The sequence below is a fragment of the Clostridium lundense DSM 17049 genome, from assembly GCF_000619945.1.
In the GTDB taxonomy this organism is placed as follows: Bacteria; Bacillota; Clostridia; order Clostridiales; family Clostridiaceae; genus Clostridium_AO; species Clostridium_AO lundense.
In genome coordinates this window covers 455,141-473,291 of the sequence record NZ_JHVC01000001.1, presented here as the reverse complement: position 1 = coordinate 473,291, position 18,151 = coordinate 455,141, and the positions used below count along the sequence as shown (strand labels likewise).

Sequence of the window (18,151 nt, the reverse complement as noted above, 5' to 3'; positions counted from 1 at the left end):
TTTTTATTCTAAGTTTTTCTATAGTGTAATGGAGTAAAATCCTTCTAATCTATGCTCTATACTCTGTTATCTATACTCTTAAATAAAGTGTACAGCACTTTATTTAAAGTATTCCACTCCAGACTTGAAAATCTTCATATCCATTTCTCCATATACATTGATGCTAACTCTTTCTCCTATTCTCTCTGAGTGTGCCATTTTACCTAGCACTCTTCCATCTGGACTTGTTATTCCTTCTACTGCATAATAAGATCCATTAGGATTAAATTCTATGTCATAAGTAGCATTTCCATCAAAGTCTACATATTGAGTAGCTATTTGCCCATTAGCAATAAGTCTTTTTATTTCTTCTTCACAAGCTACAAATCTTCCCTCACCATGAGATACTGGCACTGTAAAAATGTCTTCTACATTTACATTGCTAAACCAAGGAGACTTATTTGAAACTACCTTTGTTCTAACCATACGAGATACGTGTCTTCCAATTTTATTGTAAGTTAGTGTTGGAGAATCCTCAGTTATTTCTCTTATTTCACCATAAGGTACAAGTCCTAACTTAATTAATGCTTGGAATCCATTGCATATACCTAAAGCTAATCCATCTCTTTTATTTAAAAGATTCATAGTAGCCTCCTTAATCCTTTCATTTCTAAATACAGTTGCAATAAATTTTCCTGATCCGTCAGGTTCATCTCCTGCACTAAAACCTCCAGGAATCATTAATATGTTACATGAATTTATAGCCTTTACCATAGCTTCTATGGATTCTTCTATATCCATTATGCTATTATTTTTAAACACTACTATATTAGATTTTGCACCTGCCTTTTTAAATGCCCTACTAGTATCATACTCACAGTTAGTTCCTGGAAATACAGGTATAAATACTTCTGGTTTAATATTTTTTAATATTGAAGTCTTCTTTACTTCACTATTGTATTTAATGTTTTCAATGTTTATATCAATAGCTTCTGCTTTAGTTTTAAATACGCTTTCTAAAGAATATTCCCAACTCTGAATTAATTTGTCTAAATTAATTTTTTCATCACCTATAACAAAATAGGACTCAGCTGTTGTTTCTCCTAATAATTTATAAGAAATACCTTTTAATTCTTCTTCCTCTTTTACTTCATTATTAAGTTCTACTACTATAGAGCCATATTCTGGTGAAAGCAAGTTGTCTATATTTATCCAAGAATCTTTTTCAAATCTAACTCCAATTTTATTACCAAAAGCCATTTTACTTACAGCCTCTACTATACCACCTTCTCCTACTGCATAAGCTGAAATTATTTTTCCTGTCTTTATAAGAGAATTAATTCTTTCATAGTTTTTCTTCAACTCTTCAAAATTTGGTACATGGTGTTTATCTCTTGGAAGACTTATTAATACTACTTTATGACCTTCATTCTTAAATTCTGGTGATATTACATTTTTCACATTTACTACATTTACTCCAAAAGCTATTAAAGTAGGTGGTACATGCAATTCTTTAAAGCTTCCTGACATACTATCTTTTCCACCTATAGCTGGTATATCTAAAGCAGTTTGAACTTTTAATGCTCCTAATAGTGCCGCAAAAGGCTTGCCCCATTTTTCTGGATTGTCACCAAGCTTTTCAAAGTATTCTTGACAACTTAATCTTATTTTACTATAATCTCCACCTGCTGCTACTATTTTAGCTACGGCTTCAATTACAGCATATAATCCTCCATGAAATGGACTCCACTCTCCAATATAAGGGTTATAGCCATAACTCATTATAGTACCAGCATTAGTTTCTCCTTCTAACATAGGAACTTTAGCAACCATACTTTGAGAAGGTGTTAATGAATATTTTCCTCCAAAAGGCATTACAACAGTTCCAGCTCCTATAGATGAATCAAATCTTTCTACTAAGCCCTTTTGACTGCATACATTTAATTTTTCTAAAGTTTTAATAAATGCACTTTCATAATTTTCATAGTCTTTATTATAGTTATCAAAGAAGTTTTCACTTTCTACTGGAGCCTTTACCATTATATTTGTATAGCTTGATGCTCCACTAGAATTTAAAAATTCTCTATCTAAATCTACAATTAAATTTTCTCTCCAATACATTCTAAGCCTTTTTTCTTCTGTTACTTCCCCAATTTTTGTAGCCTCTAAGTTTTCTTCATGGGCAAGTTTTATAAATCTATCTACATTATCTGAACTGATTGCTATAGCCATTCTTTCCTGAGACTCAGATATAGCAAGTTCTGTTCCATCTAATCCTTCGTATTTTTTAGGAACTAAATCTAAATTTATATTTAAGCCATCAGCAATTTCTCCTACAGCTACAGATACTCCACCAGCACCAAAGTCATTACATCTTTTAATCATTTTAATTACTTCTTCATTTCTAAAAAATCTTTGAATTTTTCTTTCTGTTGGTGCATTTCCTTTTTGAACTTCCGAACTACATTCTACTATAGACTTTTCATCATGTTCCTTTGAGGAACCAGTTGCTCCGCCACAACCGTCTCTTCCTGTTTTTCCTCCTAATAAGATAATGCAATCTGTTGCCACTGGAGTTTCTCTTATTACATTTTCTTTCTTTACTGCTCCTATAACTGCTCCTACTTCCATTCTCTTAGCCACAAAGCCTTCATGATAAACTTCTGACACATGACCAGTAGCTAGTCCAATTTGATTACCGTAAGAACTATAACCCTTAGCAGCTGATAGTGTTATTTTTTTCTGAGGTAATTTCCCCTCTAAAGTTTCCTCAATACTTTTTCTAGGATCTCCGCTTCCTGTTACTCTCATAGCTTGATATACATATGCTCTTCCGGATAGTGGATCCCTTATAGCTCCTCCTAAGCAAGTAGCTGCTCCACCAAAAGGTTCTATTTCTGTAGGATGATTATGAGTTTCATTTTTAAACATAACTAGCCATTTTTCCAATTTTCCATCCACTTCTATATCTACTGCAATACTACATGCATTTATTTCTTCACTTTTATCTAAATCATTTAATTTTCCTTCTTTAGATAACTTTTTCATAGCAATAGTAGCTATATCCATAAGTGAAAGCTTTTTATCTCTTCCAATATATAAATCTTTTCTAATACTCAAATAATTTTCATAACTTTCTCTTAAAGGTATGTTTTCTTCTTTGTTCTCTATATTAACCTCTTCAATTATTGTATTAAAAGTTGTATGTCTACAATGATCAGACCAATAGGTATCAATTACTTTAATTTCAGTAATGGAAGGATTTCTATTTTCCTTTATAAAATATTCCTTACAAAACTTTAAATCATTTAATGAAAGAGCTAATCCTTCATTATTTAAAAAGTGTTTTAATTCTTCTTCATTAAAATTAATGAAATTATCTATAATTTTTATATCACTTGGAGTTTCTAAATTCAACTCTAATGATGCAGATTTCTCTAAACTAGCTTCTTTTGAGTCTACACTATTTATACAATATGTCTTTATTTTTTTAAATTCTTCTTCAGTTACATTTCCTTTTATAACATAAATTTTTGCAGTTTTTATATTAACCGAACTACTTTGGGTAAGTATTTGAACACATTGAATTGCAGAATCCGCTCTTTGATCATATTGTCCTGGTAAATATTCCACTCCAAATATTCTTTCGCTTGTAGCTAAAGATAATTCTTCTTCATATACATAATCCACTACTGGCTCTGAAAAAATTATATCTATAGATTTGTTTAGTTGTTCCTTAGTAATTCCTTCTATGTCATATCTATTTATTACTCTAATATTCTTTAGACTGTTTATTCCTAAAGTTAATTTTATATCTTTTAAAATTTCATCTCCTTCTACATCTATTTCCTTTTTTTTCTCCACATAAATTCTAAATATTTCAGTTTTCATAATGCTTTTTATCCCCCTCATTACGAACAATATTTTATAATCCATACTTTTTATTCGTATTTATTATAACATATAATTTATATTATTCATAGATAAAATTTAAAAATTAATAAATAGTTTATTGTTATTAATTCTTCCTTATGTTATCTTAAATAGTGGACAAATTTAATCATTTTTAGACTTAAGGAGGACAACTATGATACTACTAAAAAATTATATCAATAATATTTATAATATTTTATATAAATTTATTGATATAATAGTGTTTTTGTTTTTAGCTATTTTTAAATCCATACATCTTCAAAAAATTATTTCTCCAACATATTTTAATTATAAAAGTATATTAAAACCTACTTTATTTCCTCTTTTAATGCTACTTTCTATAGGATTATTATTTAAACAAAAAAGTAGAGTTATTTATTTGTATATTATAAATATAATTATAAGTTTGTTATATGTAGTAGATTTTAGTTATTTTAAAAGTTCTAGTGATTTATTATCCATAGTCTCCATAAAAAACGGCTATTTTAAGGATATAATTTTTACTAATTCATTTATTAATTTAGTAAATACACAAACCTTATTTTTTATTTTAGATATTTTGATTTTAATTCCCATTATACTTATATATAGAAATAAAATAAACTCTCATATAAATATAATTAAACGAATAATAGTTTCCCTAATACTTTTTTTAACAAGCATTGTATTTAATAGCTCATATATAAATGATTTAGATAATGAACAACCTGGACTTTTAAAGAACATGTCAAACAAGCTTTATGTAGGAAGAATCCTTGGAGATATAAATTTTCATTCTATAGATATATATAATTACTTTATACGAAATAATAAAGATATGGGTAACACAAATTACAGTGAGAAAGAAATAACTAATTTTTTATTAAATAATATGTCTGAGAAAAAAACTAATGAATTCACTAGCATAGGAGAAGGTAAAAATTTAATAGTAATACAATTTGAGTCACTACAAAACTTCCTTATAAATAAAAAGATTAATGGTGAAGAAATAACACCTAACCTAAATAAATTTATAAAAAGAAGTTTATACTATGATAATTGTTTTTATCAGGTTATGGAGGGTAACACCTCTGATAGTGAGTTTATATGTAATAATTCCTTATACCCATTGTCTTCAGGAGCAATTTACTATAAATATGCTGCAAATTATTATAATTCATTACCTAAATTATTAGAAAACAAAGGTTATACTACTGCAGTTTTTCATGGAAATAATGAGGGCTTTTGGAATAGAAGTGTCATGTACAAGTCTCTTGGTTTTCAAAATTTCTATGGGGCTCATAGCTTTAATTTAGATGAAGAAATAGTCATGGGACTTAGTGATAAATCATTCTTTAATCAAAGTTTTGATAAAATTAATTCCTTTAAAGAACCTTTTTATTCCTTCTTGATAACTTTAAGTAGCCATTATCCTTTTACTAATACTGATAATACCTTTAATAAAGGAAATCTTAAAGAAACCTTTTTAGGAGATTATTTTTCCTCTATACATTATTCTGATAAACAACTAGGGATATTTCTTAAAAATTTAGATAGAAGTGGGCTTTTAGATAAATCAATAATAATTATATATGGAGATCATAATGGAGTTACCTCTAATCATATGGAAGATGTCTATAAGCTAGATGGAATTAACTCTCCAAATGAATTCAATTATTTTATGTATCAAAAGGTTCCTTTATTAATTCATTTTCCTAAAGATGAATACAAAGGAATAAATAACAGATATGTAGGTCAAATGGATATATATCCTACTATAGATAATTTGTTTAATTTAAGAAATCCTTATATGTTTGGAAAAGATATTTTAACTTCTTCATCAAATAAAGTTCTTTTTTCTAGTGGTTCATTTATAGATAATGATATACTATATTTTTCAGCCTATGATAGTTACTACAACATAAAATCAGGCGTGAAAATACCTTGTTCCAATAAACTAAAAGATTTAACTACACTTTATAAAAAAGAATTAGATTATTCTCATACTATACTTAAAAATGATTTAATTAAAAAATTCACCCAAAGTAATTCGTATTAATTTTTAATAAAGAATTAATATGGTATAATTACTTTGTGTATCTATTTTAAACTATAATCTTATATCAAGGTGGGATAAACATATGAAAAAAAAATACACTTTATTTTTTACAATAATTTTTATATCATCTATTTTATTTACTTCTTGTGCTAAAAAAGAAGAGCCTTCAGTTACAAAAGAAAATTATTTATTAGGTACTATAGTTCAATTAACTGTATACGGAAAAAATGCTGAAAAAGCCGTGAATAAGGCTATGGATATAATTTCTGATATTGATGATAAAATGTCACCTAGTAAAGAAAATAGTGAAGTATCTAAAATAAATAAAAATGCTGGTAAAGCTTTTGTAAAGGTTAGTGACGATACCTTTACAGTAATAAAAAAATCTTTAGAATACTCTAAGCTATCAAATGGAGCTTTTGATATTACTGTAGGCCCTTTGGTTAATATGTGGGCAATAGGCACAGACAAAGCTAGAATACCATCTCCACAAGAAATAAAAACTGGTTTAAATTTAATAAATTATAAAGATGTTATATTAGATGAAAATACTAAATCTATTAAGTTACGAAAACCCAATGAAGCTATTGACTTAGGTGCTATAGCAAAAGGCTATACAGCAGACAAAGTTAAAGAAACTCTAATTAAAGAAGGAGTTAAAACTGCTTTTATAAATTTAGGTGGAAACATAGTCACTGTTGGAAACAAATTAGATGGATCACTATGGAATATTGCTATTCAAGATCCTTTAAAAATCAGAGGTGAATATTTTGGTATAGCAAAAGTATCTCACAAATCTGTAGTAAGCTCGGGCAACTATGAAAGATACTTTATAAAGAATGGTAAAAGATATCATCATATTTTAGATACAAAAACAGGATATCCTTCAGATAATGGCTTAATAGCCACTACAATTATTTCAGACAATTCCATAGATGGAGATGCTCTTTCTACTACAACCTATGTATTAGGCTTAGATAAGGGCATGAAATTAGTAGAATCCATAAAAGGTGTTGAAGCTGTTTTTGTAACTAAAGATAAAAAAGTTTATACAACCTCTGGGTTAAAAGATTCATTTAAAATAACAAATGAGGAGTATATTTATGAAAAAGGGAGATAAGATAATATTCATTTCCATATTAGTTATAATTACATTGGGATTCGCAGGTACTTTTGTTTATAAAAATTATATGAAATCTCATGACAAAATTGCTTTAATAAAACAGGATGGAAAAGTAATTGACAAAATTAATTTAACAAACTTTACTGGAACTAAAGAAATGACTATAAAAACTAATGATGGTCATTTCAATAAAATATTGATTGAAAAAGATAAGATAAGCATAACTGATGCTGATTGTCCTGATAGAGTTTGTGTTAAAACAGGACCTATTTCTCAGCCTGGAGATACTGTTGTTTGTCTCCCACATAAACTTATGATAACTATAGAAGGAACTAAAGAAAAAGGAGAAATAGATGCTACAGCTTATTAAAATTATTCAATATGTGCAGGTGATCAAATGAAGAATATTAGAAAGTTAATATTTTTAAGCTTACTTACAAGTATTGCATTGGTTATATATATTATAGAAGCTCAAATTCCCATATTAATACCTGGAGTTCCTGGTATTAAATTAGGTCTTGCAAATTCTATATCATTATTTGCACTTATTACTTTAGGTGGAAAAGAAGCTATTTTAATAATGTTTTTAAGGACTATTCTAGGCTCTTTTTTAGGTGGAAATATGTATTCTTTTATCTACAGTATTGCAGGAGGATTACTTAGTAATATTGTAATGATACTGCTTTATAAAAGATTTAATAAATATTTAAGTCTTTGGAGTATTAGTGTCTGTGGTGCTGTATTTCACAATATTGGACAGTTATTAATTGCATCTTTAGTTATACAGGATTTAAGAGTTTATTTATATCTACCGATACTTTTAATAGCTGGAGTACTTACTGGTTATTTTATTGGTGTAGTTACTAGTTTTTTAAATAAACACATGAAAAAAGTACCTCTATATAATAAATTAAAGACCTTAGACTAAAAAAGTCAGTTAAATTAATTTAGCTTACCCTTAAGGGTAAGCTTTCCTTTACTTTTCATTCTTCACTCTTAATTATTCATTAAAAAAAGCGTGGTATAAACCACGCTTTTTTAATAGCTGTTTAACAGCTTAAGCTTCTACTTTTGCATTTAAGTTTGCAATTGCTTTTGTTGGACATTTTCCTACACATACACCACATTGTGTACATTTATCGTAATCTATTACTGGTAAGTTGTTAACCATAGTGATTGCTTCACTTGGACAATTTCTTACACATAGACCACAGGAAAGACATCCTACAGCACAAGCATTCTTAACTTCTATTCCTTTATCATGTGAATTACATGAAATACGTACTTTCTTTGATACAGGTGTTAATTCAATAACTGATTTAGGACAAATATTAACACAAGCACCACAGCCTGTACATGCTTCTTCATCTACAACAGCTATGCCGTTTTCTACATGTATAGCATCAAATGCACATACCTGAACACAACTTCCTAATCCCATACATCCAAATCCACAAGATTTTGAACCTGATCCTGGAATGTTAGCTGCATCTACACAAGTCATAGCTCCATAGTATTCATATTTTTCTTTAGCTTTATCGCAAGTTCCTTGACATTTTACATATGCCTTTTTAGGTTCTGAATTATCTACTTCAACACCCATTATTTCAGCTATTTGAGCTGCTGCTGCTGCTCCACCAACTGGACATCCATTTGGTTTTGCCCCTGCATTAACTACGGCGTCAGCATAAGCGTCACATCCAGCAAATCCGCAACCACCACAGTTAGCACCTGGTAATGCTGCTCTAACCTTTGGAACTCTTTCATCAACTTCAACAGCAAACTTATTTGCTGCATATCCTAGAAGAAGACCAAATACTACACCAAGTCCACCTAGGGCTAGTATAGGAAATAATAAACCATTCATAGTGACACCTCCTTAAATTAAGCCCTGGAAGCCTAAGAAAGCTATAGCCATTAATCCTGCTGTTACCAATGTTATTGGTAAGCCTTTTAAAGCTTCTGGAATGTATTCATTTGTTTCCATTTTTTCTCTAATACCTGCAAGTAAAATAAGTGCAAGTGTAAATCCAAGTGCTGCACCAACTGAGTTTACAACAGATTGGATTAAATTATATTTTTCGTTACTGTTAATAACTGCCACACCAAGAACAGCACAGTTTGTAGTTATAAGTGGAAGATAAATACCTAATGCTTTATATAAGTCTGGACTTACCTTTTTTATAACCATTTCAACGAACTGAACTAGTGATGCAATAACAAGTATAAATGCTAATGTTGATAAATATTCTATGTGTAATGGTTGAAGAATTAATCTTTCAACTAAGAAAGTCATCATTGAGGCTAAAGCCATAACAAATGTAACCGCAGCTCCCATACCAGTAGCTGTTTCAACTTTCTTAGAAACACCTAGGAATGGACATATTCCTAAGAATCTTGACAAAACGAAGTTATTAACCAATAAGGCACTTAAAAATATAGTAAAAATACTCATTTTTCAATTTTTCCACCTTTCCTTTTAGATTAAGGCACTTTAACTTTAATTAGCTTTAGCTTTTTTTAATTTTCTTCTATTTAATAGAGCCATTAATATTGCTAATGTAAAGAATCCACCTGGAGCTAGTATCATTATTAAAGCTGGCTGATATGCATCTGGAGTAACCTGTATTCCAAATACTTTACCAGTTCCTAGTATTTCTCTTATTATACCTAATACTGTTAATGAGCAAGTAAATCCAAGTCCCATACCTAATCCATCAAAGAGAGATGCGCCTATGCTATTTTTATTTGCATATGCTTCAGCTCTACCAAGAATTATACAGTTAACAACTATAAGTGGTATAAATATACCAAGTGCTTTATTTAGTGCTGGTAAATAAGCTTGTAATAAAAATTGAAGCACTGTAACTATTGTTGCAATTACAGTTATATATGCTGGTATACGTATTTCATCTGGAATTACTTTCTTAAGTGCTGATATCGCAATGTTTGATGCTATTAAAACTACAGTAGCAGAAAGTCCCATACCAACTCCGTTTGTGGCACTAGTAGTAACTGCTAATGTAGGACACATACCAAGAACCTGTACGAAAGTAGCATTTTCTTTTATTATACCGTTATATAATCTTTCGGAAACTACTCCCATTATTATTTTCCTCCCTTCAATTTGGAGTCATAAAATTTTATAGCTTCATTAACTCCCAATGTTACTGCTTTTGAAGTTATTGTTGCACCAGTTATAGCAGAGATCTGATTATCTCCTGATGCTGCACTTTTTACAACCTGTAATTCTTTTGCAGGTTTATTTGTATATTGACCTGAGAATTTTGGATCTGTAGCATTTGCTCCAAGACCTGGAGTTTCTGCATGATTTAATATTTTAATACCAGTAACTTTTCCTTCAGTTGATATACCAACCATCATTTCGATAGCACCTGCATATCCTTTTGGAGCAACTTTTATTGTATATCCTTTTACATCTGCTCCTGATTTACCTTCAGTAACACCTAAAACAATCCCTTCACCTTTTATATCAGTTCTTTCAGCAAATTCTGACGCTTCAGGTAGTATTGATTTATTTGCTTCATCTAAAGTTTTCTTATTCTGCTTTGCTATTGGTTCTGCTGTTACTTGGCTAACTCCACCAAGTATAAAACCACAAATAGCAGCTATTAATAATAAAATTATTCCTAATTTAACACTGCTTACCTTTTTCATATTACTTCACCTTCCCAAATATTTTTGGAGTTGTCCATCTTTCAATTAATGGAACAAATAGGTTCATTATAAGTATTGAGTAAGATACTCCTTCTGGATATCCTCCAAATATACGAATAAGAGAAGTAATTACTCCACAACCAACTCCAAATATAATTCTTCCAAGAGGAGTAATTGGTGATGTAGCATAATCTGTAGCCATAAATATAGCACCTAACATTAATCCACCAGCAAATAATTCATAAACTGGGCTAGAAGCTCTTCCTGCTATAGCAGTAAACACAAATGTAGTAGCTATAAAGGATACAGGAATTCTCCAATCTATTATGTGTTTATAGAAAAGATATGCTCCTCCTATTAAAAGAGCTAATGCTGATGTTTCACCTATACATCCACCAACATGTCCAATAAATACACTCATTAAATCTGGTGCTACTGCTCCAGTTGCTTCTTTTCCTTTTAATATTGCAAGTGGCGTAGCTGTTGTAACACCATCTAATGTCCAAGTAGTCATTTGTACTGGCCAAGAAGCAAGTAAAAATGCTCTTGCAGCTAACGCTGGGTTTACGATATTTTGTCCTAGTCCACCAAAGAACTGTTTAACTATTATAATTGCAAAGAAACCACCTATAACTGGTATCCATAGTGGAACTGCTGCTGGTAAGTTAAAAGCTAAAAGTAAACCTGTTACTACAGCACTATAATCTCCTACTGTAATTTTTTTATTTGATGCCTTCTGCCAAATGTATTCAGCAGCTACACAGGATAATACTGATGCAAGTATTACTAATAATCCCTGTAATTTAAAGAAGTAAATCCCTGCAATAGTTGCTGGAAGTAACGCAATTGCAACATCTCTCATTATTGATTTTGTAGTATCTTTAGCACGAATATGTGGAGATGAGGATACGGTATACATTGTTGTTTCAGACATTTATATTCACCTCTTTATTCTTTCTATATATTATTTCTTTTTAGAAACTGCTTTTTTACCTGAACGAATTCTCTGTAATAAATGACGTCTTGCTGGACATACAAATGAACAACATCCACATTCGATACAGTCTCTTCCACTAAACTCATTGAACATATCATTATTATTTAATGCTGCTGCTGTAGCAATTTTTGTAGGCATTAAATTCATTGGACAGACATGTACACATTTTCCGCAGTTTATACAGTTTGATTCTTCTTCAATTTCAGCTATCTTTTTAGTTAAGCAAAGAACTCCTGATGTTCCCTTTGCTGCTGGTACATCTAATGAATACATTGCCATACCCATCATAGGACCACCAGATATAACCTTTAATGGTTCTTCTGAGAATCCACCTGCAAAATCTACTAATTCTCTTACGGAAGTTCCGATTTTGAATCTAATATTTTTTGGTTCTTTTATAGCATCACCAGTAACAGTAACAACTCTTGATGTTAAAGGTTTACCATTTACAACTGCATTGTAAATTTCATAGATTGTATCTACGTTTTGAACTATACAACCTGCATCTGCTGGAAGTCCACCTGATGGTACTTCTCTCTTAGTGATGGCATAAATTAACTGTTTTTCAGCTCCCTGAGGATACTTTGTTTTAACAGTTGCTACTTCTATATTTGGTATATTTTTAACAGCTTCCTGCATAACTTTGATAGCATTCGCTTTGTTATCTTCTATACCAATATATCCTTTAGCAGTTGGGAATAATTTTAAAACAATTTTTAATCCCTCAACGATTTCATTAGTTTTTTCAAGCATCATTCTGTGGTCACATGTTAAATATGGTTCACATTCAGCTGCATTTACAACTATGAATTCTATCTTTTTATCTGGTGGTGGGGCAAGTTTTACATGAGTTGGGAAAGTAGCACCACCCATACCTACTATTCCTGCTTCTTTAATAGCGTTAAGGATTTCTTCATTTGAAAGCTTATTATAGTCTTTCTTTTCAGTTGGAATTTCCTCATACTGTCCATCATTTTCTATGATAACAGCTGTGGACTTAACACCATTAAATAATGTAACTGGAACTACATTTTTTACAGTACCAGATACGCTGGCGTGGATATTAGCTGAAACGAATCCCTTAGCTTCACCTATTTTTTGTCCAACTAAAACTCTGTCTCCTTTTTTAACTATTGGTTCAGCAGGTGCACCAATATGCTGTGACATTGGAATAACAATATCTCCCTGTGGTAAATACTCTTCTATTGGCTTATTTTCAGTATAGTGTTTACCATGAGGAGGATGTACTCCGTTTTTAAATGTTAATAATTCCATAAAGACCCTCCTATCTATTAATCTTCAATTAAATTACCAATATTAAATTTGGTCAATTTATAATAACGCCCAACTTCAATATTAAATTGTTATGCGAATCATGTCAAGAGTTTTTAAATATTTTTAAAATTTATACACTGGAATGTAAAGCATATATTATTAAAGATATTATTATTCTACAAAAATGTGCAAACTCTTCTAATGTATATTAATTTGAATATAGATTTTGTCATATGCAACCGTGAGAATAATCTATTATTTCTAACTATTTAAATTATTGTGGTGAACAATTCTATTTCCTATATAATTATGTCAAATGACCATTATATTACTATAATATCTATATAATAGCATCAGTAACTTTCAAAAATATTTTTTGATAATTGAATGTTTTATTTAATGTCAATTTCATATTTTTATATCTGTTTCTCCAAATTTTACTGCATTACCACCTAAATAAATAGATTCCCCTTTAATTAATATTTGAATTATTCCTTTTTTATCTACTATCCATCCTTGTTCAACAGTAAACTTCTCCAAATCATTCTTCCAGTACTTTTTTAAATATGATCCTAATGCACCAGCAGCCACCCCTGTGATTGGATCTTCATTTACTCCAAACAGTGGATTAAATTGTCTAGTATGAACTAAGTTCTCTTTATTCACCGTATCAAAGGTAAAAGGATAAAATCCTTTAGTATTTGTTATCTGCGAAATTTTCTTTAATTCATCAAATTTTGGTTTTATATTAAATAAAGCTTCTCTATTTTTTACAGGAATCATAATTTTAGGAGTTCCTATAGAAGCAGATTTTATAGGTAAAGAATAATCCCTTTCTTTCTTAGTAATACGCAAAGCTTCTAATAATATATTCTCATCTATATCTATATCTTTTATAGAAGCTTTGGCACCTTCCATAAATATTTTATCTCTATCAATTATCACATTAAGCTTACCTGACTTTGTATGCATGTATACTTTTCCTTCAATATTCTCCTTAATATTTATATATTTAAAAGCTGATATAGTACCATGACCACAAAGATTAGTTTCAACCTCTGGTGTAAAGTATCTTAATTCATAATTAAAATTATCAATTTTTCTTATAAAAGTTGTTTCTGAAAACTGCAACATATTTGCTATTTTAAGCATTTCTTTATCATTTAGTCCCTCATTTAATACAATACCAGCGGGGTTCCCCTGATCCTTAAAATCTGTAAAAGCCTTAAACAAAAATGCCTTAACCATAATAAAACATCTCCTTTGTAAAATATAACTCTTCATTACATTAATCCACATTTTAATATATTAGTCAATATTTTTAATATACCAATTCAATTTAAGTCTAAAAAGTGTTATAATACCGTTGAAAATACATTTAGTTTATAAAAATTAAATATTTTAAGATTGGAGAATAGCATGGATACTAATAGAATTCTTTATATAGCAGCTTTTGCCGGAGAAATAATGCTCCAAAGCGGAGCAGAAACCTATAGAGTAGAAGAAACTATTCTAAGAATTTGTATTTCCTATGGCTTAAAAAATGCAGATAGTTTTGTAATTCCAACAGGAATAATTATATCTGTTACAGATACTCATGGTAATATTACTTCTAAAGTCATAAGAGTTAACATGCGAACTGTGGATTTAGACAAAATATCACAAGTTAATGATTTATCCAGAAAAATTTGTACTGAACAATTAACTTTAGATTCTGTTGAAAAGTCACTAACACATATACTTAACAATAATAAATATAGTAATAAAACTTTAATTATTGCTTCTTCCATAGCATCCGGATTCTTCACATTACTTTTCGGAGGAAACTTTAAAGATTTTCTTGTTTCATTATTTATAGGCGCTACTATTAAATTTATTTCTATAATATTAAGTAAAATAGAAACAAATACTTTTTTCATAAATGCTATTGGTGGTGCCACATCTTCTTTCATTGCTCTTTTAAGCACATCTTTAGGTATAGGCAACAATACAGACAAAATAGTTATTGGATCACTAATGCTTCTAGTTCCTGGTCTTGCAATAACAAATGCTATAAGAGATACTATAGCTGGTGATTTAGTAGCAGGCTCAGCTAGGGCTATTGAAGCATTTTTAGTAGCCATTGCCATTGCTGTGGGCAGCGGTATTATATTCACCTTATGGATAAAATATTTTGGAGGGTCTTTTATATGAATTGGGATATAGTTATTTTTTCCTTCTATTCATTTATTGCCTGTTTTGCCTTTGGAATAATTTTTAATATAAAAGGAAAGAACCTTATATTTGCTGCTGTTGGCGGTGGCTTAAGTTGGTTTATCTATTTAATATCACTAAAAAGTAATATGTCTAACAATTTATCCTTTTTCAATGGTACTGTAGTTGGCGCTATTTATTGCGAAATAATGGCTAGAGTTTTAAAAACGCCTGTTACTACTTTTATGATTTGTACCATTATTCCATTAGTTCCTGGTGGTGGTATGTATTATACCATGCTTGAAACTATTAGAGGTGATATAAATAAATCTTTAAGTACAGGATTAAATACTCTTATAATTGCTGGAGAAATCGCCATAGCTTTAGTATTGGTATCCTCTATTACAAGACTTATAACTTACAAAAAAAGAAATAAATGAGCAAAATAATTTTGCTCATTTAATAAACATATTTAATGTGCTTAATAAATCTTCCACTTTATCTTGAGGTTTTCCATCTTCTTCTTCGATAAAACATTTTTTTGCATAGTTTTCTAATACTAACGTTCCTACTTTATTAATAGCTGCTCTAATAGCTGCTATTTGAATTAATATTTCTTTACAAGTAGCCTCATTGTCCACCATTTTTTCTATTCCTTTTACTTGACCTTCTATCCTTTTAAGTCTATTTAAAATATCTTTTTTTACTGCACACTCTTTTGTCATAATATCACTCCTATATAAAAATACCCTTACCTGGTATATCTGAATTATATCATTTATTGTACCCCTATTCAATGATATTTATTCTAATATGTAATAAAATGAATAACATCCCTATTTGAAACATATTATTCATATATAAATATGTTTTAAGGTGAGATCTATAAATGAGTAAAAAAAATTATATACTATTAATTATTATAAGTTTCTTATTTATTTTTACTTCCTGCAGCAATGTTTCTATATTAAATAAGAATAAAAATAAAAAAAATAATTTTTATTATACAAATATAGTTGCTAAAAATGTAACACTAGAACACAATTATAAGTGTACTATAGTAGATACAAACTTCTATAAAGAAAAAGAACTAAATAGTACAGACTGTACTGTTGTAACTAATTTTGTAAAAGCTTTAAATACAAAATACTTTATATCTAAACCAAAAAATTTACCAAATAAGCCCATTTATAAAATGTTTTTAACATTTAAAAAGGATAAATTCGTAATAAACGTATATAATCAAAAATATGTATCAATCCATCCTTGGGATGGATATTATGAAATGGATTTTATAGACATGAGTAATATTCCTTCATCTTATAATTTGTTTAATCTTTGTAATTATATCATTCCAAGATAAAAAGTGTAATGCACTTTTTTATCAAAGTACAGAGCATAGATTCTATAATCTATGCTCTGTTATCTTTACTCTAAAAAGCACTTCACACTTTTTTATTAAGCTTCCATTAAAAAAGCGTAGTATCCTCTCATTGTTTCATATATATCCGCTTTACTTGATACTTCCCAAGGAGCATGCATATTATGTAAAGCTACTCCGCAATCTATAACTTCCATTCCATATTCCGCAAGAATATAAGCTATAGTTCCTCCACCACCTTGGTCAACTTTTCCTAATTCTGAAGTTTGCCAAGATACATTATGCTTTTCCATTATGCTTCTTATTTCTGCTATAAATTCAGGGTTAGCGTCGTTGCATCCAGATTTACCTCTAGCTCCTGTATATTTATTAAATACTATTCCTCTTCCAAAATAAGCTGAATTTTTCTTTTCCATTACTGATGGGAAGTTAGGATCAAAAGCTGCACTAACATCTGAAGATAACATCTTTGAGTTTGTAAGTGCTCTTCTTAATTTTAGTTCATTATATTCACCACAAAGATCCATAATTTCTGCTACAGTATTTTCAAAGAATCTTGAATGCATTCCTGTAGCTCCGACACTTCCTATTTCTTCTTTATCTACTAATAAAGTAACACAAGTTTTATCTGCAGACTGCATTTTCATCATAGCTTCAAAAGAAGTATATGAGCAAACCCTATCATCTTGACCATAAGCCATTATCATGCTTCTATCAAGACCATAATCTCTTGCTTTTCCTGCTGGAACTACTTCTAATTCAGCTGATACAAAATCTTCTTCTTCTATCCCGTATTTTTCATTTAAAAGTCTTAACACATTTAACTTAACTCTATCTTTAGTTTCCTTATCCTCTGCTGGAATGCTTCCAACTAAAATATTTAAATCTTCTCCTTCTATACCTTTTGCTAGCTTTTTGTCCATTTGATCTCCAGCTAAATGAATTAAAAGATCTGATATTCCTATAACAGGATCATTTTCATCTTCACCTATCACTACATCTACTACTGTACCATCTTTTTTAACTATAACTCCATGTATTGCAAGAGGTAATGTAACCCACTGATATTTTTTTATTCCACCATAGTAATGAGTTTCAAATAATGCTAAATCTGAATCTTCATAAAGTGGATTCTGTTTTAAATCTAATCTTGGAGAATCCACATGAGCTCCTAATATTTTCATTCCTCTTTCTAAAGTTTCTTCCCCTATTAAAAATAATGCTAAAGTTTTATCTTTATTATTAGCATATACTTTATCTCCAGCCTTTAGCTTATCTTCACTTTTAATAACATCTTCTATATTTTTATAACCATTTTTTTCTGCTAAGGCAACAAATTCTTTTACACATTCCCTTTCTGTTTTACATCTGGACATAAAATCTTTATATCCTTCAGATAGAGAAAATACCTGATTCAAATCATCCTTTGAGTATTTTTCCCACGCATATTCATATTTTTTTGTTAAGCATTTTTTATTTTCAGCCATATCTTCTGCTCTAATTTTTTAGAGCATCTTCACCTCCATGTCAAATTTTACTATATACATTTTATCA

General features: G+C 29.7%; 17 protein-coding genes. 7 read left to right on the top strand and 10 right to left on the bottom strand.

Annotated elements, in window-relative coordinates:
* Positions 1 to 99 precede the first annotated feature (99 nt).
* Positions 100 to 3,870 (bottom strand): phosphoribosylformylglycinamidine synthase, encoded by a 3,771-nt coding sequence (locus tag T514_RS0102205; protein ID WP_027623279.1) that lies wholly within the window; start codon positions 3,868 to 3,870, stop codon positions 100 to 102.
* 196 nt (positions 3,871 to 4,066) lie between these two features.
* Here T514_RS0102205 and T514_RS0102200 point away from each other — a divergent pair, with 196 nt between their 5' ends.
* The 4 genes from T514_RS0102200 to T514_RS0102185 all read left to right on the top strand — a co-directional run bounded on the left by T514_RS0102200 (position 4,067) and on the right by T514_RS0102185 (position 8,001).
* On the top strand, positions 4,067 to 5,950 hold the full coding sequence (locus tag T514_RS0102200) for an LTA synthase family protein (protein ID WP_027623278.1): 1,884 nt from the start codon (positions 4,067 to 4,069) through the stop codon (positions 5,948 to 5,950).
* Positions 5,951 to 6,032: 82 nt separating this feature from the next.
* Complete coding sequence (locus T514_RS0102195; RefSeq protein WP_027623277.1) at positions 6,033 to 7,070, top strand: FAD:protein FMN transferase; 1,038 nt, start codon at positions 6,033 to 6,035, stop codon at positions 7,068 to 7,070.
* On the top strand, positions 7,054 to 7,443 hold the full coding sequence (locus T514_RS0102190; RefSeq protein WP_027623276.1) for a NusG domain II-containing protein: 390 nt from the start codon (positions 7,054 to 7,056) through the stop codon (positions 7,441 to 7,443). Before T514_RS0102195 ends, T514_RS0102190 begins: the two co-directional genes overlap by 17 nt.
* A 27-nt stretch (positions 7,444 to 7,470) precedes the next feature.
* Complete coding sequence (locus T514_RS0102185; RefSeq protein WP_027623275.1) at positions 7,471 to 8,001, top strand: Gx transporter family protein; 531 nt, start codon at positions 7,471 to 7,473, stop codon at positions 7,999 to 8,001.
* A gap of 129 nt (positions 8,002 to 8,130) precedes the next feature.
* Here T514_RS0102185 and T514_RS0102180 read toward each other — a convergent pair whose 3' ends face one another.
* The 7 genes from T514_RS0102180 to T514_RS0102150 form a co-directional block, all read right to left on the bottom strand.
* On the bottom strand, positions 8,131 to 8,940 hold the full coding sequence (locus T514_RS0102180) for an RnfABCDGE type electron transport complex subunit B (protein ID WP_027623274.1): 810 nt from the start codon (positions 8,938 to 8,940) through the stop codon (positions 8,131 to 8,133).
* Between the two features lie 12 nt (positions 8,941 to 8,952).
* A complete protein-coding gene (rsxA, locus tag T514_RS0102175; protein ID WP_027623273.1) occupies positions 8,953 to 9,528 on the bottom strand; it encodes an electron transport complex subunit RsxA in 576 nt (191 codons plus the stop codon).
* Between the two features lie 45 nt (positions 9,529 to 9,573).
* Positions 9,574 to 10,179, bottom strand: coding sequence for an electron transport complex subunit RsxE (gene rsxE / locus T514_RS0102170; protein WP_156939771.1), 606 nt, complete (start codon positions 10,177 to 10,179; stop codon positions 9,574 to 9,576).
* Between the two features lie 2 nt (positions 10,180 to 10,181).
* A complete protein-coding gene (locus T514_RS0102165; RefSeq protein ID WP_027623271.1) occupies positions 10,182 to 10,751 on the bottom strand; it encodes an RnfABCDGE type electron transport complex subunit G in 570 nt (189 codons plus the stop codon).
* A 1-nt stretch (position 10,752) separates the two neighbouring features.
* Positions 10,753 to 11,685 carry an RnfABCDGE type electron transport complex subunit D gene (locus T514_RS0102160; RefSeq protein WP_027623270.1) on the bottom strand — a complete coding sequence of 311 codons (933 nt, stop codon included), beginning with the start codon at positions 11,683 to 11,685 and terminating at the stop codon, positions 10,753 to 10,755.
* Positions 11,686 to 11,715: 30 nt separating this feature from the next.
* Positions 11,716 to 13,023 carry an electron transport complex subunit RsxC gene (gene rsxC, locus T514_RS0102155; protein ID WP_027623269.1) on the bottom strand — a complete coding sequence of 436 codons (1,308 nt, stop codon included), beginning with the start codon at positions 13,021 to 13,023 and terminating at the stop codon, positions 11,716 to 11,718.
* Between the two features lie 408 nt (positions 13,024 to 13,431).
* The gene (locus tag T514_RS0102150) at positions 13,432 to 14,271 is read right to left on the bottom strand and encodes a PhzF family phenazine biosynthesis protein (protein WP_027623268.1); all 840 of its coding nucleotides are present in this window, start codon (positions 14,269 to 14,271) and stop codon (positions 13,432 to 13,434) included.
* A gap of 171 nt (positions 14,272 to 14,442) precedes the next feature.
* Here T514_RS0102150 and T514_RS0102145 point away from each other — a divergent pair, with 171 nt between their 5' ends.
* Complete coding sequence (locus tag T514_RS0102145) at positions 14,443 to 15,216, top strand: threonine/serine exporter family protein (RefSeq protein ID WP_027623267.1); 774 nt, start codon at positions 14,443 to 14,445, stop codon at positions 15,214 to 15,216.
* Positions 15,213 to 15,656: a threonine/serine exporter family protein gene (locus T514_RS0102140; protein WP_156939770.1), complete on the top strand. Its 444-nt coding sequence runs from the start codon at positions 15,213 to 15,215 to the stop codon at positions 15,654 to 15,656. The genes T514_RS0102145 and T514_RS0102140 overlap by 4 nt, the downstream gene beginning before the upstream one ends.
* 15 nt (positions 15,657 to 15,671) lie before the next feature.
* Here T514_RS0102140 and T514_RS0102135 read toward each other — a convergent pair whose 3' ends face one another.
* Complete coding sequence (locus tag T514_RS0102135) at positions 15,672 to 15,941, bottom strand: metal-sensitive transcriptional regulator (RefSeq protein ID WP_027623265.1); 270 nt, start codon at positions 15,939 to 15,941, stop codon at positions 15,672 to 15,674.
* A 164-nt stretch (positions 15,942 to 16,105) separates the two neighbouring features.
* Between T514_RS0102135 and T514_RS0102130 the strand changes: the two genes are divergently transcribed.
* On the top strand, positions 16,106 to 16,579 hold the full coding sequence (locus T514_RS0102130) for a DUF4883 family protein (RefSeq protein WP_027623264.1): 474 nt from the start codon (positions 16,106 to 16,108) through the stop codon (positions 16,577 to 16,579).
* Positions 16,580 to 16,674: 95 nt separating this feature from the next.
* Here T514_RS0102130 and T514_RS0102125 read toward each other — a convergent pair whose 3' ends face one another.
* Positions 16,675 to 18,084, bottom strand: a complete 1,410-nt coding sequence (locus T514_RS0102125) for an aminopeptidase (RefSeq protein WP_027623263.1) — start codon at positions 18,082 to 18,084, stop codon at positions 16,675 to 16,677.
* Positions 18,085 to 18,151 lie beyond the last annotated feature (67 nt).